Genomic DNA, 23,644 nt, shown 5'->3' with positions numbered 1-23,644 from the left:
GGGTGCATCTCATCCGCCGAACTCGACCTGTCAAAGAACGGTGCCCGAAGGCGATACTCCAGCATAGCACGGCATGAACCGCTGCTCAAGCGCACGGCGTAGGCTTCCGTGATAAAAAGGTGTCAGTCACCTTTTTATCACCACGAAGATACCTCGCGCGCGTATGCGTGACTGGGTGATAAAAAAGTGACTGACACCTTTTTATCACGGCGGGACACGGGCGCAACGAACCGCTCGCCGTGGGTAGAATGAGCCGAAAAGCGCCCGGCCGCAAGGACGGTCGGGATATGGCGTGGAAGGGGATACGCATGCGGGATGCATGGAGCGGAACGGCGGGCACGGAAGGCGCCAAGCGCGCGGAGAACGTGGGGCGTCCCGCCCTCATCCTCGAGGGCGGCAGCTTCCGCTCGGAATTCACGGCGGGCGTGCTCGACGTCATGCTCGAGCGCGGCATCGAGGTGCCCGCGTGCTTCGGGGTCTCGGCGGGCGTACTCTGTGCCCTCAGCTTCAAATCGCGCCAGATCGGTCGCGCGAACCGCGTGAACCTCGCCTTCTGCGACGACCCGCGCTACATCTCCACGCGCTCGCTCGCCACGACGGGCAGCATGATCGGCTACGATTTCATGCTCAACGAGGTACAGGATCGCATCGACCCCTTCGACACGCGGGCGTTCAACGAGAACCCCATGCGCCTCATCGCCACGGTGACCAACATGACGTTCGGCACGGCGGAATACCTCGAGGTGCGCGACGCTTCGCTCGATATCGACATCGTGCGCGCGTCGACGTCGCTGCCCCTCGTGACGCAGCCGGTCGAGATCGCGGGCAGCAAGTACGTCGACGGCGGCGTGGCCGATTCCGTGCCCATCGAGCACGTGCTGGGCGACGAGGGCTTCGACCGGGCGCTCGTGGTGCTCACGCAGGACCGCTCCTACAAGAAGGAGCCGTACCCGCCCGAGTTCATGGCCGCGGCGCGTGCGCGCTACACCGCCTACCCGTACCTGCTCGACGCCCTCGAGACGCGGCACGACCGCTACAACGCGCAGCGCGAGCGCATCTGGGAAGCCGAGCGCGCGGGCAAGGCGCTCGTCATCGCGCCGCCCCGTCCGGTGGAGGTGGGGCATGTCGAGCGCAGCGCCCCGAAGCTCCTCGAGCTCTACATCGAGGGCAGGCAGGAGGCCGAGCGGCACCTCGACGAGATCGCCGCGTTCCTCGGATAGCCCCATGCGCACCCGATGTGCTCGATGTAACCATTCTGCAAAAAACTGAATGAACGAGCACTGAAAATTCGATTCGGCGTGTAGCTGTGCTACCCTTGCAGGGCAATGCGAGCGGCGCGCCGGCGGTAGCTTCCGGGCGCGCCGCCGAAGAGAACCACGTGAGGGGACGAGGCACATGGCGTATGCAGCGGGAGTTGTCGGGGCGGCGGGGTACGCGGGCGTCGAGCTCGTGCGCCTGCTTTTGGCGCATCCGGATTTCGAGCTGCGCGCCATCACGTCGAACACGGATGCGGGGCAGGTGCTCGCGAGCGTCTACCCGGCCTTCGCGGGCGTGAGTGACCTCGTGTTCACGACCCATGACGACCCGGCGCTCGCCGAGTGCGACGTCGTGTTCCTGGCGGTGCCGCATACCGCCGCGCTCGCCGTCGCGCCGCAGCTGCTCGCCTCCGGCGTCACGGTCGTGGACCTCTCGGCCGATTACCGCCTGGACGACCCGGCGGTCTACGAGCGCTGGTACGGCGTCGCGCACACCTCGCCCGAGCTTATCGCCGAGCGCGCCTTCGGCCTGCCGGAGCTCTTCGCCGATGACCTCGCCCGCCTGGCCGAGCGCCATGCTGCGGGAGATGCCGTGCTCGTCGCCTGTGCGGGCTGCTTCCCCACGGCGACCTCGCTCGCCGCGGCGCCCGCGATGCGCCTGGGCTGGGTCGCGGCCGAGGGACCCGTGGTCGTGGACGCCATCTCGGGCGTCACGGGCGCCGGCAAGACGCCCTCCGCGCGGACGCATTTCTGCAGCGCCGACGAGAACCTCGAGGCATACAACGTGTGCCGCCACCGCCACACGCCCGAGATCGAGCAGATCCTGGGTGCCTCCGGCCGCGTGGTGTTCACGCCGCACCTCGCTCCGCTGCGCCGCGGCCTGCTCTCGACGGTGACCCTGCCGCTTGCCCCGGGCGCGCGCGGCCTCACGGCCGAGGACGCGGTGGCGTGCTATCGCGATGCGTACGCCGGCCGCTCGTTCGTTCGTGTGCTCGACGCCGGGCAGACGCCGAAGACCGCGTCCGTCGTCGGCAGCAACACCTGCCAGATCGGCCTCGCCGTGAACGCGGAGGCGGGCGCGCTCATCGCGATCGGCGCCATCGACAACCTGTGCAAGGGCGCTGCCGGCCAGGCGGTGCAATGCGCGAACATCGTGTTCGGCCTCGATGAGCGACGAGGCCTGCCCCAGGTCGCGTTGCCCATCTAGTCACGCAACCTGGCTTCCGCGATCGGGCGCGTCGGACGTCTTGCCTGCGTCCGGCGCGCCTTCGCATCACACGATTCACCCCTACGGATTGGAAGATGACCGATATGGATTACGAGGCATTCGACGAGCAGCTCCGTGCCGTCCCGAACGGCGGCGTGACGAGCGCGGCCGGCTTCAGCGCTTCCGGCGTGCATGCCGGTTTCCGCAAGAACCCCGAGCGCAGCGACCTTGCGCTGCTGGTGGCCGATGAGCCGTGCCCTGCGGCCGGCACGTTCACCCAGAACCGCTTCTGCGCCGCGCCCGTCACGGTGTCGCGCGAGCACCTGGGCGGCGCGGGCGCGGGCATGGTGCGCGCCGTGGTGGTGAACTCCGGCAACGCGAACGCGGCCACCGGCGAGCCCGGCCTCGCGGCGGCGCGGGAGACCTGCGAGATTGCATCCCAGCTGCTGGGCTGCGAGGCGGAGCAGGTGCTCGTGGCGTCGACGGGGGTTATCGGCGTGCCGCTGGGCACCGCGTGCTTCGAGACGGGCCTGCCCCTCGCGATCGACGCCCTGTCCCGCAGCGGCGGGGCGGCAGCGGCACGCGCGATCATGACCACCGACACGCACCCCAAGGAGTACGCCGTGACCTACGAGTCGCGCGACCTCGAGTACGTGGGCTGCACGTTCACGGTGGGCGGCTGCGTGAAGGGCTCGGGCATGATCATGCCGAACATGGCCACGATGATCGCTCTCATCACCACCGATGCCCCCGTAGCTCCCGAGGCGCTGCACGCGCTGCTCTCGGATGCCGTGGCGCGGACGTTCAACAAGGTGACGGTCGACTCCGACACGTCGACGAACGATACCTGCATCGTGCTCGCCTCGGGTGCGGCGGCGCGCGGCGCGGCGCCCATCGTCCCGGGCAGCGAGGCGTACGAGGAGCTCGGGTACGCGCTCTTCGTGGTGTGCGAGTCGCTCGCGCGTGCCATCGCCGCGGACGGCGAGGGATCATCGAAGCTCGTGACCGTGAACGTGGGCGGGGCGGCGACGCCGGAGGACGCGGACGCCTGCGCCCGCGCCGTGGCGAACTCGCCGCTCGTGAAGACCGCCATCGCGGGGCGCGACTGCAACTGGGGCCGCATCGCCGCCGCGCTCGGGAAGTGCGGCGTGCCGTTCGACCAGCGCAAAGTCGACATCGACATCATGGGGCTGCCCGTGTGCCGCGCCGGCCTCACGGTGCCCTTCGACGAGGACGAGGCGCTCCGCCGCTTCGAGGCGCCCGAGATCGTCATCTCGGTCAATCTGGGCGCCGGCGCGTGCTCCACGACGGTCTGGACGTGCGACCTCACGCACGAGTACATCTCGATCAACGCGGATTACCGTTCGTAGCGCGCGATCGGCGCAGCCGCCCCGCGCACTCCGCTGCCGGGCGGCGCCTGCCACGCGTTCTGCCTGTTTGCGACCTTTGGGAGGAATGAGATGAAGTACGCGCGCGACCTCGCGCCCGCGCTCACGAACGAGCAGTTGGGCGAGCAGCTTTACGAGACGTTGCCGTGGGTCAAGAGCATCACCGGCAAGACCGTCGTCATCAAGTACGGCGGCGCGGCCATGGTCGATGCGGACCTGCGCGAGAAGGTCATGGGGGACATCCTGCTGCTCAAGATCATCGGCGCCCGCGTGGTGATCGTGCACGGCGGCGGCGCGGCCATCAACGAGGCGCTCGGTCACTATGACCTGCCGGTCGAGTTTAAGGGCGGCCAGCGCGTGACGACGCCCGAGGCCATGGAGATCGTGCGCGAGGTGCTCGTGGGCAAGGTGAACCAGGAGCTCGTCGCCGCGCTCAACAAGCACGGGGCCGTGGCGGTGGGCGTCTCGGGCAGCGACGGCGGCACGATCCTGGCCGAGCAGCTCGACCCGGAGCTCGGGCGCGTGGGCAAGGTGTGCCAGGTGAACACCGACTACCTCGAGACGCTCCTCGAAAACGACTACATCCCCGTGGTCGCGACGGTCGCGCAGGGCACCGATGGCGGGTTCTTCAACATCAACGCGGACCTTGCCGCCGGGCACATCGCCGCCGCCATCCACGCCCACAAGGCGATCTTCCTCACGGACGTCGACGGGCTGTACGCGGATTTCGCGGACAAGACCTCGCTCATCTCGAACCTCACGCTCGACGAGACCGAGGGGCTGCTGCGCGCGGGGGAGGTCTCGAAGGGGATGATCCCCAAGCTCGAGGCGTGCGTGACGGCGCTTAAGGGCGGCGTGTACCGCGCGCACATCATCAACGGGACGACGCCGCATTCGCTGCTCGTGGAGCTCTTCACCTCGACGGGCGTGGGCACCGTGATGCACTCGACGCTCGAATCCTACGAGTTCGACCAGCATCCGCATCCGGTGGGCGCGTTCGCCTCGCGCCTGGTGGAGACCGAGGAGTGGTAGCCGGGCGGGATTCGAGATGGCCGTTTCGCAGGGAGACGATAGGGTAGGGGGACGAGATGTCGTTTGAGATGGAGCATGAGCTCGACGCGGCGTACGTGATGCCGACGTTCGGGAGGAGCCCGGTGGAGTTCGTGAGCGGCGCGGGTATGACGCTCACCGACAGCGCGGGGAGGGAGTACCTCGACTTCCTCGCGGGGATCGGGGTGTGCTCGCTCGGTCACGGGCACCCGGTGCTCACGCGCGCCCTCGAGGAGCAGGCGAAAAAGCTCCTGCACGTGTCGAACTACTTCTACGTCGAGCACCGCGGGGCGGTGGCGGCGCTGCTCTCCAAGCTCGCGAACGGGGACGCCGCCGGCGCGCGCGAGCTCGCGGAGGCGGTGCGCTCGGGCGACGAGCAGGTTGTGCGCACCGCGGCAGCGCCCGCGGAGGGCGAGCAGGTGTGGCAGACGTTTTTCGCGAACTCCGGCGCGGAGGCGAACGAGTGCTCCATGAAGCTCGCGCGGCTCTACGCCAAGCGCGCGGGTAACGGTGGGAACACCATCGTCTGCCTGCGGGGCGGCTTCCACGGCCGCACGCTCGAGACGCTCGCTGCGACGATGCAGGACCGCCTGCAGGACGCCTTCCGCCCGCTGCCCGGCGGGTTCGTCGCCTGCACGCCGAATGATGTGGATGAGCTGCATGCGATCTTCGGGCGCCTGGGCAGCGAGGTCTGCGCCGTCATGATCGAGCCCATCCAGGGTGAGAGCGGGGTGCACCCGCTCGACGCCGCCTTCGTGCAGGCGGCCGCGGAGCTCGTGCACGGCGTGAGCGGCGTCCTCATCTCCGACGAGGTGCAGGCCGGCGTCTTCCGCTGCGGGGCGCCCTTCGCCATCCAGCTTTCGGGCGCCACGCCGGACATCATGAGCCTCGCGAAGGGTATCGCCGGCGGCGTGCCCATGGGCGCGTGCGTCGCGCGGGCGGAGGTGGCCCAGGTGTTCCGCCCGGGCGACCACGGGACGACGTTCGGCGGCAGCTGCCTCGCCGTCGCGGCGGCCGAGGCGGTGCTCTGCGAGCTCGTGCTGGGAGGGTACGCCGAGCGCGCCCGCGAGGTGGGCGCGTATCTGGCCGAACGGCTCGCGGAGCTCCCGCATGTGCTCGAGGTGCGCGGCGCGGGGCTCATGCGCGGCTGCGACGTGGACGAGGCGGCGGGCGACGCGCACGACATCGTGGCCCGCGCGCTCGAGGCGGGCGCCGTCATCAACGCGACGGGCGCGCACACGCTGCGCTTCCTGCCCCCGCTCATCTGCACGAAGGCCGACGTGGACGCGCTCATGGACGTCCTCGCCGCGGTGGTGATCTGATACCGGGAGCGAGATTGCCGTCTCCCGACGGAGGCGTTTCGGCTATACTCCTTTCACACGGGCGATTGGCGCAACGGTTAGCGCAGGTGCTTTACACGCACAAGGCTGGGGGTTCGAGTCCCTCATCGCCCACCAGGGATATGCGGCGGCGTCGGCGACGGCGCCGCTTTTTCGTCCGTGCCCGATGGGGACTCGAACCCGTGAGGGCTCGCCGCCCATGCGGAAAAGCGGTGCGCTCGCGACGCCGCCCCGGTCATGCCCGCATCGCGCAGGTATGATGGAGGGGCAGGTAAGCGACCGACGCGGAGGAACCATGGATATTCCCTATTTGCCCGAGGTGCCGACCGGCGAGCTGCGCGAGCGCCTCGCCCGGGTGCGCTACGTGTTCACCGACCTTGACGGGACCATGATGGGGCCCGGCTCCTCGGTGCTCGCGAACGCGTCGGGCGAACCGAGCCTCGACCTCGTGCGCACGCCCCTCGAGCTGCGCCAGGCGGGCGTCCAGGTCGTCCCCTGCTCCGGCCGCAACCGCGCGATGATGCGCGAGGACACGCGCCTGCTCGGCCTCAACGCCTTCATCGGCGAGATGGGCGGCATCGTCATGACCGACCTCTCGCACGATACCTGGGAGTACTTCACGGCCGAGATGGCGTTCGACCCCGCCTGCGGCCTCACCCCGCACGAGGTCATCGAGCAAACGGGGCTCTGCGAGGCGTTCATCTCGCGCTATCCGGGCATGCTCGAATACCACAACGACATGTCCGCCGGCTACAAGCACCGCGAGGTGACGATCGGCCTGCGCGGCGAGATCCCGGACGAGGAGGCCATCGCGCTCCTCGACGCCTCGGGTATGGCGCTCGATTGGGCGGACAACGGCTTCCTAAACTACATCTCCGCACCCACCACGCTCCAGCTTCCCGAGGGCGTGCGCGGCCGCGCGTTCAACGTCATGCCCAAGGGGCTCAACAAGGGGCGTGGCATCGGCCGGTTCTGCGAGATTCTCGGCATCCCGCGCGAGGAGACGCTCGGCATCGGCGATGCCGCCTCGGACTTCCTCATGGCGGACTACACGGGCGCGTTCATCATGGTCGAGAACGGTCTGGCGGATCCGGGCGCCGAGGAGTTCCTCGCGACGCACCCCGAGGCGCGCGTCGCCCCGGGCCGCATCGTCGACGCCTGGGTGGCGGGCATGCGCAGCCTGCTCGAAGCGAAGGGTCGCTAGCCCATGGCAGACGCATCGAGCACGCGCGCGGCGAGCCTTGGTGCGACCCGCGCAGGGGACGAGCTGGCGCTCATGGAGGACGACCGTCCCATCGGCGTCTTCGATTCGGGCCTGGGCGGCCTCACCGTCGCCCGTTCCATCGCGACCGCGCTGCCGCATGAATCGATCTACTACGTGGGCGACACGAAGCGCTGCCCCTACGGCACGCGCACCGAGGACGAGGTCCGCTCGTTCGCGCTGCAAGCCGGGCGTTGGCTCGAGGCCCACGACGTGAAGATCATGGTCATCGCCTGCAACACGGCGACGGCGGCGGCGCTCACCGTCGCGCAGCAGACGCTCGCGATTCCGGTAATCGGCGTCATCGCGCCGGGTGCGCGTGCGGCGATCAACACCACGCGCACGCGCACGGTCGGCGTGCTCGCGACGCCGCTCACGGTGCGCACGGGCGCGTACACGCGCGCCATCCACAACCTCGACGCGGGCGTCGAGGTGTACGGCTGCCCGGCGCCGAGCTTCGTCGAGATCGTGGAGCGCGAGCTCGCCACCGGCGCCCACCTGCAGGAGCGCTGGCTCGAGGACGGCGACATCTTCGACACGCCCCAGGTGCGCGCTGAGGTGGCGCGCACGCTCACGCCCATCACCGAGACGAACGTCGACACCGTCGTGCTCGGCTGCACGCACTTCCCGCTGCTCGCGCGTCCCATCCGCGCGGCGCTCGGGGCGGGGGTGCGCGTGGTGTCGTCGGCGGAGGAGACCACACGCGAGCTTACGGACATCCTGAGCCGCCGCGGGCAGCTCGCCGGCGAGGAGACGGTGCCGCAGCACCGCTTCGCCACCACGTCGGACAACATCGCCGAGTTCGCGGCGGCGGGGAGCTTCATCTTCGGGCGCCCGCTGCGCAGCATCGAGCACGTGGGCATCGATGAGCTGGAGCACCTGGCGCGATGACGTCATCCAACCGTTCTTCCCATCATCACGCATTGGACAAGGAGCATCATGGAGTATATGGAGATTGACCGCGAGGCCGGCCGCGCCGCGAACGAGATGCGCGAGGTGTCGCTCACGCGCGAGGTCATGGGCAACGCGCTCGGGTCGTGCCTCGTGGAGTTCGGCCGGACGCGCGTGCTGTGCGCCGCGAGCATCGAGGAGGGCGTGCCCGGGTGGCGCAAGGCGAGCCGTGCGGGGTGGGTGACGGCGGAATACGCCATGCTGCCCGCCGCGACGAACCGCCGCTCCGCGCGCGAGCGCGGCAACCGCAAGGGCCGCTCCATGGAGATCGAGCGGCTCATCGGCCGGAGCCTGCGCACGGTCACGAACCTGCGGGCGCTCGGCGAGTTCACCGTGACGGTCGACTGCGACGTCATCCAGGCGGACGGCGGCACGCGCACGGCGAGCGTGACCGGCGCGTGGGTCGCGCTGCACGACGCCCTCATGGCGTGGGTCGAGGCGGGCAAGATCGCGCGCCTGCCGCTCACCGGGCAGGTCGCGGCGGTCTCGATGGGCGTCGTCGACGGCTGCGAGCTGCTCGACCTCGATTACCGCGAGGACTCGCGGGCAGAGATCGACATGAACCTCGTCGCGACCGATACGGGCGAGATCGTCGAGATCCAGGGGACGGGCGAGCGCACGCCGTTCGACCGCGCGCGCCTGGGGCGCCTGCTCGACCTCGGCGACGCGGGCATCAAGAAGCTCATCGAGCTGCAGAACGAGGTCACGGCGTTCCGGGATTGATCGCGCACCGCTGCGGCGGGAGAAGCACGCGCAACTGGAATGAACCTTGGGCACAGGCACTACGGAGGCGGACATGGCACTGGAGAAGATCGACCCGGCGACGCTCGACCCGGAGCATACGGTGGTCGTCGCGACGGGGAACGCGCACAAGCTCGTGGAGATCGCGGAGATCTTGGGCCGTGCGCTGCCGGGCACGCGCTTCGTGGGCGTGGGGCAGCTCGGCGACTTCCCCGATCCCGAGGAGACGGGCACGACGTTCGCGGAGAACGCCCTCATCAAGGCCGAGGCGGCGGTCGCCGAGACGGGGCTCGCCGCCGTCGCCGACGATTCCGGCCTCATGGTGGACGCGCTCGGCGGCGAGCCTGGCGTGTACTCCGCGCGCTACGCCGGGGTGCATGGCGATGATGCGGCGAACAACGCAAAGCTGCTCGCCAACCTCGAGGGCGTGGAGGACGCGCGGCGCACCGCGCGCTTCGTGAGCTCCATCGCCTTCATCGAGCGCGACGGCACGGTAACGATGGGCGAGGGTTTCTGCGAGGGCATGATCGGGCGCGCCGGCCGCGGCGAGCACGGCTTCGGCTACGACCCGCTGTTTCTACCGGACGATACGCCGGGCAAGACCATGGCGGAGCTCGAACCGCAGGAGAAGAACGCCATCAGCCACCGCTTCCATGCGCTCGAAGACCTGTGCGCGAAGCTCGGCGCGCGCGGAAACGCCGGGGATGCCGATGCCGGCCCCGCGAACCTGCAAGGAGGTGCCCGATGAGGGCGGTGGTCCAGCGGGTGCTGCGCGCGAACGTGACGATCGACGGCGTGGAGGCCGCGCGCATCGGCCAGGGCTACCTCATCCTGCTCGGCGTGGCGGCCGACGACACCGAGGCGGAGGCCGAGCGCCTCTGGAAGAAGATCTTCTCCCTGCGCATCATGGAGGACGAGGCGGGCAAGACGAACCGCTCGATCGACGACGTGGGCGGCGACGTGCTCGTGGTGTCGCAGTTTACGCTCTTCGCCGACTGCCGCCATGGGCGCCGTCCGTCGTTCACCGGTGCGGGCGACCCCGCGCACGCCAACGAGCTCTACGAGTACTTCGTCTCGCTCGCGCGCGCGGACGTGCCGCGCGTCGCCACGGGCACGTTCGCGGCGGACATGAAGGTCGGCCTCGTGAACGACGGTCCCTTCACCATCGTCCTCGATACAGACACGCTCTAGGGGCGGCTGGCGCGCTCGCCTGTGCCCTGTCGGCGCACCCGGCCCGGCGCGGCGATTCGCATTTTACCTGCATGGCTGCTATAATCTTTACGTTTGACTATCTTGGGGGCATGCTCCCCATATTCCATATGCCTGCAGGAGGCGTCGTTTCATGGCAGAAGCTGAAGTCAATAAGGTCGAGGAAATCCAGGAACTGCTGCGCGGCATGGTGAACCGGCCGGTGAAGGTCAAGGCCAACATGGGCAGGACGCGCGTCATCGAGCGCCTGGGCGTCATCAAGTCCGTGCACCCCGCCGTCTTCGTGGTCGAGGTCACGGAGCGCCGCGGCCGCACCTCGCGTCAGAGCTACCAGTACGTCGATGTGCTCACGGGCACGGTCGAGCTCTTCGACACCGAGACGGGCGAGCACATCTTCACGCCCGCGTTCGACCAGCCCGATGAGGGCTAGCGAGCCTGCGCGCCGCGTCGTCGTCTCGGCTCCGGCCAAGGTCAATCTCTATCTAGGCATCCATACCGAACGGGACGGGCGCGGCTACCATCGCGTCGACTCCGTGATGGCCGCGCTCAGCCTCGCGGACACGGTCACGGTCGAGCCCGCCGGTACCCTCGAGGTCGTCACCGTGCCCGCGGCGGATTTCCCCATGGAGCAGAACACGGCGTACCGCGCCGCGGTCGCGCTCGCGCAGGCGTTCGGGCTCGAGCCCCGCGCACGCATCGCGATCGAGAAGCGCATTCCGCTCCGCGCTGGGCTCGGCGGTCCCTCGGCGGACGCTGCGGCGGCGATCATGGGCCTCTGCGCGCTGTGGGGGCTCGACGTGCACGATGAGCGCGTGGAGGCGGTCGCGCGCGCCATCGGGGCGGATGTCCCGTTCTTCCTGCATGGCGCCCTTGCGTACCTCGACGGTGCGGGGGATTGCCTGCGCGAGCGCTTCGAACCGCTCGCCGGCCTGCCCGTCGTGCTCGTGCGGCCGCAGGGCGAGGGCGTGAGCGCGGGCGCCGCATATGCGCGCTTCGACGAGGATCCCCAGCCGCTGCCGCCGCTCGAGCCCGTCCTCGAGGCGCTGCGCGCCCATGACGCCGACGCGGTCGCCGCGCGCGTGGCGAACAACCTCGCGCCCGCGTCGTGCGCGCTCGCGCCCGAGATCGACGAGGTGCTCGCGTGGCTACGCGGTCGCCCCGGCGTGCGGGCAGCGCTCATGTCGGGCTCGGGGTCGTGCTCGTTCGCCCTCTGCGCGTCGCTCGATGACGCGCGCGCGATCGTCCAGGCGGCACAGGCCGAGCGCGGATGGTGGGCGTATGCTGCGACGATGGAGAAGTCGGGAGCGCGCGTGATTGAGCGCTAGCATTGTCCGGCATGTTCTGCTACTATACCTACTTGCTTCGGGTTGTGGCTCAGTTTGGTAGAGCACCGCGTTCGGGACGCGGGGGTCGCTGGTTCAAATCCAGTCAACCCGACCATAGCAAAGACGCAGGCCAGAGTGGTTATCCGCTCTGGCCTGCTTTGTTTTAGGCTGCTTGAATGGGTTGGTTGGGGACGTGTTCCTTTCAACCCATTTGGGGGGGGGTGAAAGGAGCACGTCCCCAACCAACCATGCGATCCGTTTAGCTGTGCGACCCCACGCTGGGTGGCGTACCGTGTGCGCGCGATGTATGCGCCCAGGCGGAAAGTATTTCACATCGCGGCGGAGAAGCCGCGCTATCTTGCAAGCTTGCTCGAGGAGTCGGGTTCGCGCGACTTGCGGCGACAGGGTGAGCGCCATCGCCTTCGCGTGCTTGCTGCGATGCGCCCCCGATGGTAGGCTCCGTGTTCCTCAAATATTTTGGAAATCAATTTACAAAAATGATTAGCCATAGTACAATACCCAAAATCACATTCCGCAAAAGGAGGAATCGATGAGCGAGATGACCTTTACCTCAGCCAGCGCCTCAAAGTACATTCGGAGCTTAGAGCAGGAAAAAGCGCATCTCATCGCCCGTGAGCGTGAGAACGCCACCTACGTTTTGTCTCAAGGCGAAGAAGGGCTTCCTCCCGAGTACGATTATGAGCAGACGTTTACCCTAGTCGATGAAATTGACGGCAAGGTGCGTGCTGTTCGCCATGCCTTGCATGCCTTTAATGCCACGACGGTCATCCCCGAAGAAGGGATTACGATCGACGAGGCGTTGGTGCTGATGGCTCAGCTCAATAACAAGCTTGCGCGCCTTGAGCGACTTCGCTCGCATGAGGCGAAGAAAAGGTGCCCTGCGAGCATGTTCAGGGGAAACGTCGTTGTCGAGTACGAATATGCGAACTACGACGTTGCGCGCGCAGCGCAGGATTACCGGGAACTGTACGAGCGTATCGCGGAGCTCCAGCTGCGCTTGGATCTGGTGAATCAGACCGAGCGATTCTCCGTGACCATCTAAGCATTCGATACTCTCGTTCCGGGCGCAAAGTTCCTCTATTTGGTTATGAAAAGACCATCGGTTGCGGTTCACGCGTTTAAGTTGTTCCTAGTTTGTTGTTAGTAGTGCGTTACTGATAGTGTGTTGCAACAACACGTGGGATCGCATTCCTGTCTGCTTTGCGCCGAAAACCTCCTGCGCCATCTTAGCTGATGCCCGCAGGTGGTCGCAGAGGTTCGGTTTCATGCGGCCGCTTTCGTCGTTAGCCCATCAAATCAAATGCAAACAAGTTCTCACGTTCGGCGGTTAAGCTACGGGCGGTTTGCTCGAGTTCGAGCAAACGGTCGGCATGTTCGGTATAGGCTTTCGCTATAGCAGCCTGCACGGTCACATCGGGGATGGGAATCGATGCGTTGCGCAGGTCGCGCGGCGATATCTGACGGAGCGTCGATGTACCGCTTGCGGTTTGATTGAGGATCTGCTGGCCTTGGGAACTCGTAAGGAAAGCGAGCAGGAATACCGGGTCTACCCCTTCGGTCACCTCGATTGCAAAGAGGTTGTCTGCAAGAAGATAACCGTCGACACGCTGCGCGAATGAGTTTTGGTCGATGAGGCAGGCTTTGTAGGGATGCCCGGTCCGCGACAGAACGAGCCGTGGGCCCGAGAACGGTTTGATGTTCTGGGCGGTTATATCTGCGGAGTTGTAATAGCGAGCGCTGCAGGGAAATCCCCTGTCCGCGTCGAGAAGATAGTTCCGTCCATGCTGGAAATCCTTGGAGGTGATGTAGGCGATTGCAGGATGCGCGCAGGTACGACTCGGATAGAATGCGCGTTTCGAGTTCGTCGCCTGCAGAGGGGCAACTGAAGAGAGCTTGTTTTTTGGTATTCCGCGGACAACGGTGGAGAACTGGCTGAACGGCTTCGCGTTCTTTGGAGGACGCGGTGGCGTGAGGTATCTGTCTGGAATCAGCAGGTAGTCGTTAGCGATGACGTCTTCAGGACGCAGGGAGACGTTGTGTTCGGCGGACCGCTTTCCTTCCTCCGTGCGCTCGTCATTGCATGATGGCGCTACGAACTGGATGGTCTCGGAATTCCGCTGTAGTAGGACGATGGCATCGTAGCTGATGTCTACGGATACGCCCTGTTCGTCGGCGTAGGACACATCAAAAGGTGTGGGCAGCTTGATTATCGCCGAGATGTAGTGATGCTCGACGAACCTTCGCTGTCCGATGCGCCACGCCATGCGCGATAACTGTGCGTTTTCCATAAGGATCGCCGCCGCACCCTGCTCGCCAGCCAGGTACAGTGCGATGCCCGCAAGCGTCCAGGCGGTGTGACGAGGGATTTCGATGCCGAGGCTCGTGTATACCGCTTCGAGCGCGTCGGTCTCGTCTTGCGTGATCGAAACGCTTCGTGGTGGCGCGCAGACCGCTAGACGGGTGCCGTTTTGGCGTTGCGAGGGAAGGGGGATCACGCCGGTCGGGGCGGAAACATTGCGCAAATCGGCGGAATCGTGCAGGATGGTGCAATCGTGCAGGATCTCATCGAGTTCAAGCACCGTACCGGTGGAGCACGACCCCTGAACCTCGTAGTCCCAATCTTTGGAGCCGAAGAACGCAGAGACCTGAGTCACGCCGGCGAAAAGCTCGACCACGCTCGCAGGTTCCCCCTGGATTAGTTGCATGCAAGTACCCAGGCCATCCGTAAGTCCATCCTGCGCTGCCGAACTGATAGCGATCAAATCATCCACGCAAACCCCTTTCATGCTCTATCCATTGTACTGAAATGCTGGAAAGTAATTTCCACAAGAACGTGGGAGTGACGCGTTATGCATGTGACAGATGAGTGCGCTCAGCAGTTTCTCGAGGTCTTCCAACAGTTTGTGCGGTATGCAAGCGGCCGGTCGATGGGTCATGCGGCGGTAAGTCCCTATCCGTTTGCCGAGGATCCCGGCGATGATCCCACACACGATCTCGAGACCTGCTTTCAGAACATGCTGAGTAGGCCAAGTATCGTTGAGAGGTTTGTCGATATGAACCGGCACCGCCTCTCGGAGGATCAAGAGGCGATCGCGCTGGGATGGGAAGACCGCCTATGTGGAACGTGTATCATGCTGGGATTCGCAGACGACTACGTCGTGGTGGATCATGACGGCATGCTGTTCGCAGCCGATGACATCTCGGGCGAATTCATGGAGCGGGCCTCCCAGATGCCCTTTGCGGCAGAGGCCATGCTTCTCCCATATGCGGGAGAGATCGTGTTGCCGAAGCCGTTTCGCGTCATGGGATTTTCCAAGGCTGCTTACAGCAAAGCCGAGATAGCAAGTTTCCTTGAAGCGAAGCCACCACTCATTCGCGGAGCGGAGGCATTGCGCTCGGTGGCGCGCGTTCTGCATGAGCCGTTCAACAACTGGGAAGCAGGTGAGTCCGAAGCCGATTACTGCTGGAGGGAACCCGAGCCTCGAGCTTTCCGTCGCGGTGCGCTCTACGGCCTCGACGGCGTGGAGCGCGAGAAGCTGGTGAACAGGGAGGTGGGGCACTATGGGTACGAGTTGGGCAGCGATTGGTGGCGTAGAAAAAGGCAGCGCCCCATCAAACAGGCCATTGAGCCAACGCTTTCCGCAGCGTTTTCGTGCTTAACTAAGAGCGAATTGCTGGATATTGCAAGAGCTGTGCAGCTGAAGAAATGCTCTGTCTTGAAGAAGGCAGACCTTGCGCAAAAGGCCTGCACGCACCTGTTGTCTAGTCGAGACGCGGAGGCCTTGAGCCCGTTTGTCGAAGACTGCCTCGATAGCGAATTGGATCTGCTGGGAGAGCTGCTTGAAGCGGGCGGTGTCATGGGCATCCCTGCAGATGATCACCCCTTTACCGCAACGCATGCCCCTCTGAGCTTCACATACCAAGACGGGGATAATCTGATTGCGTTTATACCACGGGAGTTTTGCAACGAACGACTTGAACGCTGCTTGAGTAGTGAGCGTGCGAAGCGCAGGCAAGAACGTCAGGCTCGGTCTGCTCTGGACGCTTGCGTATTTCAGTACGGCATCATTCCGCTCGCAGAGGCATATGCGGAGTATGCAAGGCTTGCAGAAGATCCGGAGGACATCCAGAGGTTTCGCGCATTGGCGATGGAGCAGTCGGGTGCGGCCAGGCTGGTACATGAGGGTGAGACGGAGTACCTCATGCATGCCTCACTAACGGACGACAAAGTTCAGGCGGTCGTCGCACAGATTTGCAAATATGAATCGACGTGTCGATCTGCATACTTCTCTCGCATCGCGAAGGCGCGAGACGATGGGGCGATGCGACGCATGACGACGGGTTTGATGGAGTTTGACCGTCGCGAATACTGCGCGAGGCGCAGACAAGAGATACGTACATGGATTGAGAGCAAAAACGCCGCCGATGTGAGCCGCCTTATCGAGGCACATGACCAGGCGCCGCGCAAACCGTTGAACGCCGCCTACCTAGAATACGGACCCGTGGAGGCGGTGCGTATGTCCCCTGAGGGGCGAGCGCTTCAGGCCGTGCTGGATGGACTGGTTCCCTATAGCGAAAATGAGTATCGGTTCGCGGATAAGCTGCTCGAGGAGATTGCGACCTGCAGCGTGGAATGCGGTGAGTTGGATGGCGCATTCGATGCCTTGCGGCGCGAAGAGTACGATTTCCAAGCCACCTATGCGCCTGTGCTTATTCGGTCGGCGATGAACCTTTACAACAGCCTGCCTTTGTGGGGAGAACGCGGATGGTCGGCCAGAGAACGCGCCGAGAGCATCGCGGGAAAGCCTATAGCGTTTGCCCCTGACGGTGTGCCGCTTTGCGCTGGTTCTTTTTACACGGCTGCGGAGGTTCAGCAATTCGGGGCTACTCCGCCTTCATAGGGGGTTTCAGATTTTCAGTGGATGGTCGCGACTCAGTTGGTTCCCAAGCACCGACCAAAAGACTCGACCGGTTCCGCTACGCGACCTCGCTCTTGTTGTCGCGGTGCCGGGATCTCCCATGTTGGCTCCAAAAGATAAGAAAAATGCGGCTGAAGGTACGGGTACCCGCAGCAGCTAAAAGCCCGAGGGCTTTTCACAATAACTGAAGTATACCCGAGTGAGACGAACGGGGGAGGCACTTGGGAAGTGCGGGCCATCCATCGAAAGGTCCCATAGCTCGCGCTTCACTTCGGTGCATGGGAGATAAACGTGCACCACGCGGGCGAACACGGTAAAAGAGCCGCATCTCTCCCGAAATCTGCCCACTCGCCCTTACCGCCCGATGGTCTCCTCCACGAGGTCGATGAGCTCCTGCTGGCTGTGCACGTTGCACTTGTGGTAGATGTGGCGCGTGTGCGTCTTGACCGTGTTGCCGGAGATCGTGAGCCGCTCCATGATGGACTTCCCGCTATGGCCGCGCGCGAGCAGCTCGAAGATCTCGCGTTCGCGCGCCGTGAGGCCGCGCTCCTGTGCGAAGAGCGCGAGCGCCGCGGCGGCACGCACCCCCGCATCGGCGCCCGGCAGCGCCTCGCGCTCCTCGGTGGGCACAGCGGGCACGATCTCGCTGAAGAACGCGCGGAAGCTGAAGCCCGCCAGGCCGATCCACACGAACGCGAAGAGCACGAGCACGAGCACGGCGCTCGTGATGAGGATCGCATCGACGTGGCCCCCGTCCTGCGCGGCGAGCGCGCCCTGGGCGATCGCGAAGCCCACTGACGAGGAGCAGCTCGACACTGCGAAGCCGAGCGGGATGCTCGCGAGCGACCACGCGGGATTGCGCGCGGCGATGCTCGCGAAGGTGGAGAGCATGAGCGCGTAGAAGCACTGCGACCCGATCTCGATGATCGTCGAGGTGAAGCCCTGGGAAATCGCGGTCGCCGGCATGAGCAGAAAGCCCGCGACCACCACGAGCGCGCTCACGTGGAAGGCGGCGTCCTCGTCGAAGGTGATGCGCTTGGCGCGGCTCCATACGAGCATGAGCGCGCCGAACACGACGGCGATGAGCGCGTACTGCCAGTTCTCGATGGCGCCGAATCGCACCGAGGTCGAGAAGCCGAAGGTGGTCTCGAACAGGGCGATGCACGCGAAGAGCTTGCTCGAGATGGGCACGAACGAGAACGGGTTCGTGGGGGCGAGGTCGCTCGTCGCCGCGGCGTCGCGCATGCGGGCGAACAGGTCGCGCTGGCAGGCCGAGCCGGAGGCGATGAGCGTGCAGAGCATGATGCTCGCGAGCATGAGCGGCGAGGCCTCGGCGGCCGAGCGCATGAGCGGCCACACGGCGTACCCGATGGCGATCCCGCTCAGCGCGGCGAACATGGTGCGGTCGCCGCGCGGGATGCGCGAGAGCGTGAGCACCGCGAGGATGGTCCCCCAGGCGCGCCCGATGTTGAACAGGGTGTCCGCCACGAGGAACAAGGTGGTGTCCGCTGGGTTGGCGGCCACGCTCGTCCACAGGATCGCGCCCACCGCGGCGCAGGCGGCGGCGATGCCCGAGAAGCCGGCGAGCGACAGCGCACTCGGCTGCCGGCGCGCCAGAATCGCCACGGGCACGTAGATGAGGCCTGAGATGAAGATGCTCACGTTCATGGCGACGCCGTCCACGACGGGGAGCATCACGCTGTTGTGCATGAGCATGACGAGCTCGACGAGCGCGATCTGGAACACGGCGGCCGACCAAGGGAGCGAGGGGAGATGTCCCTGCGTATCCGCCATGTAACCCCCTATCACCCCATTGGGGTGATAGCCGTTTACCGTCTAAATCATACCGCTTGCCCTCGCGAGCGGCGGGTGAAATCGCCGACCGATGCGCCCCGCCCGGACATCCGCGCCCCCACGGCGCCGCGTCCTGGCGTAGTATCTCTCATGGCAAAACCCGTCCCGGCAAGCGGGCGGTTCCATGGTAAGGAGCACCGATATGGCTACGGTAACCGAGGAAGCGAAGGCGCTGCAAGAGCAGATCGTGACGGATCGCCGCTGGCTGCACCAGCATCCCGAGCTCGGCTTCGATCTACAGGAGACGTGTGCGTACGTGCGCGGCCGTCTGGAGGAGATGGGCTACGAGGTCTCCGAGCCCTGCGAGGGAGCGCTGCTCACCCAGGTGGGCGACCCCGCCGCCGGCCCGGTCTTCATGCTGCGCGCCGACATGGACGCCCTGCCCGTGGACGAGGCGACCGGCCTGCCCTTCGCCTCGACGAACGGCAACATGCACGCCTGCGGCCACGACACCCACACCGCCATGCTGCTCGGCGCGGCGCAGATCCTGAAGGACCACGAGGCGGAGCTCAAGGGCTGCGTGAAGCTGCTCTTCCAGCCCGACGAGGAGGGCTGCGCGCCCGTGGAGTACTGCGGCGGCGACGCCGTGCTCGAGGCGGGCGTGCTCGAGAACCCGCATGTGGACGCCCTCGCCGCCCTCCATGTGCAGGCGCTCGACTTCGAGGCGGGCGGCATCTTCACGCGTCCCGGCACCATCTTCTCGTCCATCGACGACATCGACGTGCGCATCACCGGGTGCGGCGCCCACGGCTCCACGCCGCAGCAGGGCATCGACCCCATCAACATCGCCTGCCACGTGTACCAGGGCTTCCAGAACATCATCGCGCGCGAGGTCGATCCCACGCAGACCTGCGTGGCCACCTTCGGCAGGATCGAGAGCGGCCGCGCCGCGAACGTGATCCCCGACAGCGCCTCGATGCTCGGTACCCTGCGCACGCAGGACGCCCAGGTGCGCGCGGGCTTCAAGGAGCACGCGCAGCGCATGGTCGCGGGCATCGCCCAGGCGTTCGGCGGCACCGCCGAGGTGAGCTTCCTGCGCGGCGTGCCCAACACCTACAACGACCCCGCGCTCACCGAGGAGCTCACGGGCTATGCGGCCGAGATCTTCGGCGAGCCCGTCCGGGAGCTCGAGGCGCCGTTCTCGGGCACCGACGACCTCGCGATCCTCTCGCAGGAGGTGCCCACCACCTACTTCATCCTGGGCACGGGCACGCTGCCCGGCCACGAGGGCTGCGGCATGCACCATCCCAACGTCGACTTCGACGAGTCGGTGTTCTGGAAGGGCGCTGCGCTCCTCGCGGGCTGCGCGCTCACCTATCTGGACCGTCACGCGGAGTGAGGCAGGCTCCCGTGGCGGAAGCGGGCGGGGCAGCCGGGGCGCAGGCGCAGGAGACCGTCTGCGCGCGGGTACCCCGCCCGCCCCATGCGGGGAGCGTGCGCGCTGCGCTTCATCATCGCGCATCAAGGCCGGGGCGCCCAAGCCCTGGCCTCGGTAGGGGGGAGACCCCGATAGCAAGGAGGAATATATGGCAGAAGCAGTGAAGAAAAAGAAGAAGCGGGGTATGCCCACCTCGTTCACCATCCTGTTCGGGTGCCTGGTCTTCGTGGCCATCTGCACCTGGATCGTGTCGGCGTTCACGCCCGACGTCACCGGCGCCACGCTCGCGCAGGTGCTGCAGGCGCCGTTCGCCGGCTTCAAGAACGCCATCGACGTGTGCCTGTTCGTCATCGTGCTCGGCGGCTTCCTGGCCATCGTCAACAAGACCGGTGCCCTCGACGCCGGCATCGCCACGCTCGTGCGCAAGCTCGGCAACCGCGACACGCTGCTCATCCCCGTGCTCATGCTCGCGTTCGGCATCTGCGGCTCCACCTACGGCATGATGGAGGAGACGATCCCCTTCTACATCCTGCTCGCCTCCGTGACCTTCGCCATGGGCTTCGACTCCATGGTGGGCGCGCTCATCGTGCTGCTGGGCGCCGGCCTGGGCACCCTGGGCTCGACGGTCAACCCGTTCTCCATCGCCATCGCGTCCTCGGCGCTCACCGACATGGGCATCGCGGTGAACCAGGGCACGCTCATCGCCGTGGGCTTCCTGCTCTTCGTGATCTCCGAGGGCATGGGCATCTTCTTCGTGATGCGCTACGCCAAGCGGGTCAAGGCCGACCGCGCCAACTCCGCCATGACGCCCGAAGAGCTCGCCAGCATGGACGCCGCCTACGCCGACGAGACGAAGGTGCTCGAGGAGGAAGAGAGCGCATCGAACCTCAAGGACGCGGTGCTCACCGGCAAGCAGAAGCTCGTGCTCGTGCTCTTCGCGCTGTCGTTCATCGTCATGATCATCTCGTTCATCCCCTGGGAGAGCTTCGGCATCGACTTCTTCGCCCTGGGTGCCACGCCCGATAACCCGAGCACCGCGTGGAGCGCCTTCCTCACCGGCCTGCCGCTCGGCGAGTGGTACTTCACCGAGTGCGGCATCTGGTTCTTCGTGATCTCGATCATCATCGGCCTCGTGGGCGGCCTCGACGAGAAGGAGCTCGTGAACACCTTCGTCGACGGTTGCTCCACCATGATCTCCACCGCGCTCGTCATCGCCGTGGCGCGCGCCATCTCCGTGCTCATGGCCGAGACCGGCCTCGACGTCTTCGTGCTCAACGCGGCCGCGACCGCCCTGAGCGGCGTCTCCGCGGTGATCTTCGCGCCGGCGAGCTACGCGCTGTACTTCGTGCTGTCGTTCCTCATCCCGTCGAGCTCCGGCATGGCGACCGTCTCCATGCCCATCATGGGGCCGCTCGCCGACAGCCTCGGCTTCTCGCCCGACATCATGATCATGATCTACGTGGCGGCGCACGGCGTCGTGGCCATGATCACGCCCACGAACGGCGTCATCGTGTCCGGCCTGGAGCTCGCCCATACGAGCTACACCACCTTCCTCAAGCTCACGCTCAAGTTCTTCATCGCGCTCACGGTCGTGACGGCGGCCGTCCTCACGGTGCTCATGCTCGTGATGTAGCCGGGTCGCACCGGCTCGTGCCCGGGGCGATTCCCGGGGGAGGGGGCGCTGCCGCTGCCCGGCGGTCGGCGCCCCTTCGATATTCGATCCCGTTCCACCGATCTCACCAACCGAAGGGAAGCGCGTCCGATGGACGTCCTGTATATCGCCTCGCAGATGGTCATGCTCTCGCTGCCGATCGCGCTCGGGTACGCCATCCACAAGGCGGGCATCATGAACGACGAGGTGGACCACGGTCTCTCGCGGCTCGTGCTCGAGGTCGCGCTGCCCTGCCTCATCGTGTCGTCCATCAGCTCGGTCGAGGTGCTGCCGGGCGCCGGCACCGTCGCCGTCGTGCTTGCCTGCTCCGCCGGCGCCTACGTCTTCGCGCTCGCGATGGGCTACGGCGTCTCGGCGGCCATGCGCGTGCCGGAGGACGTGGCCCCGGCGTACCGCTACCTCATCACGTTCGGCAACTGCGGCTTCATGGGCTTCCCCGTGGCCGCGGCCGTGCTGGGACAGCAGTCGGTGCTGTTGCTCGCCATCGCGAACATTCCCGCGAACCTCGTCATGTTCTCGCTCGGCGTCTCGATGTTCCGCTCGCACGGCGGATGGCGGCGCATGCTCGCCTCGTGCGCGGCGAGTTTGAGGACGCCCACGCTCATCGCGAGCATCGCCACGCTCGTCCTCGTGCTCGCCGGCGTGAACGACCTGGGCATCCTGGGCGGCGCCTTCGACATAGTAGGGCAGCTCACCACGCCGGCCGCCCTGCTCATCGTGGGGTCGTCGCTCGCCCGCTTCGACCTCAGGGCGATGTTCGGCAACTGGCGCGCCTGCGTGGCGACGTTCTTCCGCCTGCTCGCGATCCCCGTGGTCGTCCTTGTGGCGCTGCAGGCGCTCGGCGTGAACCCCGCCATCACGGCGGTGGTGGCGCTCGGCATCGGCATGCCCGTGGCCACGAACGGCACGCTCTACTGCCTGCAGTACGACGTGGACCTGAAGCCCATGGTGCAGGCCACCTTCCTCTCCGTGGTGGGTTCCATCGCCACGATCCCGCTCGTCGTGAGCCTCATCTAGGAGGGCATCGAGGAGGGCGCGACTTTACCTATTGGTTACGAAGCGTTTACGTGCGGGCGCGTCCCCCGCGTGCCGGATGCTCCGGAAACCCGAGGTCGCAGGCGGTGCCCTGCATGCGTGCGCGGCATGTGTAAAATGTTCCGAAGTTGTTCGCGGGGCTTGGGCGCGGTATACTCGTTCGAGCTTGTGTACCAGTTGTACGGAGGAATACTATGCCTAAAGGCTTTGAGTGGATCGTCATTTTGATCATCGCCCTGCTCATCTTCGGACCCAAGGCGCTTCCGCAGCTCGGCAAGTCGCTCGGCTCGACGGTGAAGAACCTGCGCGAGGGCATGTCCGGCAAGGACGAGGAGACCGAGGCGCCCGCGTCCGAGAGCGATGAGGATCGCGAGATCCGCGAGCTCGAGGCGAAGCTCGCCGAGGCCAAGAAGAAGAAAGAGGAGAGCGAATCCGATAGCCCCATCTCGGAGTAGCTTTGTTCTTCCTATAGAACGTTTGCGGCCGGCTACCCCGCGGGGGTCGTCGGCCGTTATCATGTGTAGCGCATAGCACCAGGATAGATGCAAGGAGCCCGCTCAATGGAAACACCCGAGTTTGTACTTACCTCCGAAGGCCGTCAGAAGCTCGTCGATGAGCTCGCGTGGCGCGAGGGCGACCTCACGAAGGAGATCGTCGAGCGCATCAAGGCGGCGCGCGACTTCGGCGACCTCTCGGAGAACTCCGAGTACGACGACGCCCGCGAGGAGCAGGCGAAGAACGCCGCGCGCATCGCCGAGATCCGCGCCATCCTGGCCAACGCGAAGGAGGCCGAGGACACCGGCCACACCTTCACCGTCTCGCTCGGCTGCGTGGTGGAGCTCGTGGACGAGAACGGCGAGGTGAGCGAGGTCACCATCGTGGGTAGCACGGAGACCGACTCGCTGCGCCACCGCATCTCCAACGAGTCGCCCATCGGCCGCGCGATCATCAACCACGCGGAGAACGAGACCGTCGAGGTCCAGCTCCCCTCGGGCAAGACCCGCACGTACACCATCACGAAGATCTCGCGCTAGGCC

Annotated in this window: 21 protein-coding genes and 2 tRNA genes; 21 read left to right on the top strand and 2 right to left on the bottom strand. The window is 66.0% G+C overall.

Translation table 11 applies throughout. From position 1 onward, the window contains the following. Positions 1 to 308 precede the first annotated feature (308 nt). From BN423_RS04790 to BN423_RS04720, 15 genes are all read left to right on the top strand, one after another. Positions 309 to 1,220 carry a patatin-like phospholipase family protein gene (locus BN423_RS04790; RefSeq protein ID WP_019239130.1) on the top strand — a complete coding sequence of 304 codons (912 nt, stop codon included), beginning with the start codon at positions 309 to 311 and terminating at the stop codon, positions 1,218 to 1,220. Positions 1,221 to 1,395: 175 nt separating this feature from the next. Continuing rightward, complete coding sequence (argC, locus tag BN423_RS04785) at positions 1,396 to 2,463, top strand: N-acetyl-gamma-glutamyl-phosphate reductase (RefSeq protein ID WP_019239129.1); 1,068 nt, start codon at positions 1,396 to 1,398, stop codon at positions 2,461 to 2,463. A gap of 95 nt (positions 2,464 to 2,558) precedes the next feature. Then, on the top strand, positions 2,559 to 3,833 hold the full coding sequence (argJ, locus tag BN423_RS04780; protein ID WP_019239128.1) for a bifunctional glutamate N-acetyltransferase/amino-acid acetyltransferase ArgJ: 1,275 nt from the start codon (positions 2,559 to 2,561) through the stop codon (positions 3,831 to 3,833). 90 nt (positions 3,834 to 3,923) lie between these two features. Further along, on the top strand, positions 3,924 to 4,883 hold the full coding sequence (gene argB, locus BN423_RS04775; RefSeq protein ID WP_019239127.1) for an acetylglutamate kinase: 960 nt from the start codon (positions 3,924 to 3,926) through the stop codon (positions 4,881 to 4,883). A gap of 56 nt (positions 4,884 to 4,939) precedes the next feature. After that, the gene (locus BN423_RS04770) at positions 4,940 to 6,223 is read left to right on the top strand and encodes an aminotransferase class III-fold pyridoxal phosphate-dependent enzyme (RefSeq protein WP_019239126.1); all 1,284 of its coding nucleotides are present in this window, start codon (positions 4,940 to 4,942) and stop codon (positions 6,221 to 6,223) included. A 59-nt stretch (positions 6,224 to 6,282) separates the two neighbouring features. Continuing rightward, positions 6,283 to 6,358: transfer RNA gene (locus BN423_RS04765), tRNA-Val, on the top strand. A gap of 178 nt (positions 6,359 to 6,536) precedes the next feature. Further along, a complete protein-coding gene (locus BN423_RS04760; RefSeq protein WP_019239125.1) occupies positions 6,537 to 7,445 on the top strand; it encodes an HAD family hydrolase in 909 nt (302 codons plus the stop codon). A 3-nt stretch (positions 7,446 to 7,448) separates the two neighbouring features. After that, positions 7,449 to 8,393 (top strand): glutamate racemase, encoded by a 945-nt coding sequence (murI, locus tag BN423_RS04755; RefSeq protein ID WP_019239124.1) that lies wholly within the window; start codon positions 7,449 to 7,451, stop codon positions 8,391 to 8,393. Between the two features lie 48 nt (positions 8,394 to 8,441). After that, positions 8,442 to 9,176 carry a ribonuclease PH gene (rph, locus tag BN423_RS04750; protein ID WP_019239123.1) on the top strand — a complete coding sequence of 245 codons (735 nt, stop codon included), beginning with the start codon at positions 8,442 to 8,444 and terminating at the stop codon, positions 9,174 to 9,176. Between the two features lie 73 nt (positions 9,177 to 9,249). Further along, on the top strand, positions 9,250 to 9,942 hold the full coding sequence (rdgB, locus tag BN423_RS04745; protein WP_019239122.1) for an RdgB/HAM1 family non-canonical purine NTP pyrophosphatase: 693 nt from the start codon (positions 9,250 to 9,252) through the stop codon (positions 9,940 to 9,942). Then, the gene (gene dtd / locus BN423_RS04740; RefSeq protein ID WP_019239121.1) at positions 9,939 to 10,385 is read left to right on the top strand and encodes a D-aminoacyl-tRNA deacylase; all 447 of its coding nucleotides are present in this window, start codon (positions 9,939 to 9,941) and stop codon (positions 10,383 to 10,385) included. Before rdgB ends, dtd begins: the two co-directional genes overlap by 4 nt. 151 nt (positions 10,386 to 10,536) lie before the next feature. Continuing rightward, positions 10,537 to 10,833: a Veg family protein gene (locus BN423_RS04735; protein ID WP_019239120.1), complete on the top strand. Its 297-nt coding sequence runs from the start codon at positions 10,537 to 10,539 to the stop codon at positions 10,831 to 10,833. Then, complete coding sequence (ispE, locus tag BN423_RS04730) at positions 10,823 to 11,728, top strand: 4-(cytidine 5'-diphospho)-2-C-methyl-D-erythritol kinase (RefSeq protein ID WP_071784284.1); 906 nt, start codon at positions 10,823 to 10,825, stop codon at positions 11,726 to 11,728. Before BN423_RS04735 ends, ispE begins: the two co-directional genes overlap by 11 nt. A 38-nt stretch (positions 11,729 to 11,766) precedes the next feature. Next, a tRNA-Pro gene (locus BN423_RS04725) sits at positions 11,767 to 11,843 on the top strand. A gap of 435 nt (positions 11,844 to 12,278) precedes the next feature. Further along, positions 12,279 to 12,791, top strand: coding sequence for a hypothetical protein (locus tag BN423_RS04720; RefSeq protein ID WP_019239118.1), 513 nt, complete (start codon positions 12,279 to 12,281; stop codon positions 12,789 to 12,791). A gap of 241 nt (positions 12,792 to 13,032) precedes the next feature. Here the strand turns inward: BN423_RS04720 and BN423_RS04715 are convergent, their stop codons facing one another. Next, positions 13,033 to 14,520: a restriction endonuclease subunit S gene (locus BN423_RS04715; RefSeq protein ID WP_019239117.1), complete on the bottom strand. Its 1,488-nt coding sequence runs from the start codon at positions 14,518 to 14,520 to the stop codon at positions 13,033 to 13,035. Between the two features lie 78 nt (positions 14,521 to 14,598). Here BN423_RS04715 and BN423_RS04710 point away from each other — a divergent pair, with 78 nt between their 5' ends. Continuing rightward, positions 14,599 to 16,650, top strand: a complete 2,052-nt coding sequence (locus tag BN423_RS04710) for a hypothetical protein (RefSeq protein ID WP_019239116.1) — start codon at positions 14,599 to 14,601, stop codon at positions 16,648 to 16,650. A gap of 372 nt (positions 16,651 to 17,022) precedes the next feature. On the opposite strand, the gene BN423_RS04705 is transcribed toward BN423_RS04710, so the two are convergent. Next, complete coding sequence (locus tag BN423_RS04705; protein ID WP_019239115.1) at positions 17,023 to 18,462, bottom strand: helix-turn-helix transcriptional regulator; 1,440 nt, start codon at positions 18,460 to 18,462, stop codon at positions 17,023 to 17,025. 202 nt (positions 18,463 to 18,664) lie between these two features. Here BN423_RS04705 and BN423_RS04700 point away from each other — a divergent pair, with 202 nt between their 5' ends. The 5 genes from BN423_RS04700 (at position 18,665) to BN423_RS04680 (ending at position 23,641) form a co-directional block, all read left to right on the top strand. After that, positions 18,665 to 19,861: a M20 metallopeptidase family protein gene (locus BN423_RS04700; protein ID WP_019239114.1), complete on the top strand. Its 1,197-nt coding sequence runs from the start codon at positions 18,665 to 18,667 to the stop codon at positions 19,859 to 19,861. A 187-nt stretch (positions 19,862 to 20,048) separates the two neighbouring features. Then, positions 20,049 to 21,533, top strand: a complete 1,485-nt coding sequence (locus tag BN423_RS04695) for a YfcC family protein (protein WP_019239113.1) — start codon at positions 20,049 to 20,051, stop codon at positions 21,531 to 21,533. A 129-nt stretch (positions 21,534 to 21,662) separates the two neighbouring features. Then, a complete protein-coding gene (locus tag BN423_RS04690) occupies positions 21,663 to 22,589 on the top strand; it encodes an AEC family transporter (protein WP_019239112.1) in 927 nt (308 codons plus the stop codon). Positions 22,590 to 22,801: 212 nt separating this feature from the next. Continuing rightward, complete coding sequence (tatA, locus tag BN423_RS04685; RefSeq protein ID WP_019239111.1) at positions 22,802 to 23,062, top strand: twin-arginine translocase TatA/TatE family subunit; 261 nt, start codon at positions 22,802 to 22,804, stop codon at positions 23,060 to 23,062. 105 nt (positions 23,063 to 23,167) lie between these two features. Further along, positions 23,168 to 23,641: a GreA/GreB family elongation factor gene (locus tag BN423_RS04680; RefSeq protein ID WP_019239110.1), complete on the top strand. Its 474-nt coding sequence runs from the start codon at positions 23,168 to 23,170 to the stop codon at positions 23,639 to 23,641. Positions 23,642 to 23,644: the final 3 nt, after the last annotated feature.

Origin of the sequence: Enorma timonensis, assembly GCF_000321165.1 — a bacterium.
In the GTDB taxonomy this organism is placed as follows: domain Bacteria; phylum Actinomycetota; class Coriobacteriia; order Coriobacteriales; family Coriobacteriaceae; genus Enorma.
This window is presented reverse-complemented; position numbering and strand designations above follow the sequence as displayed.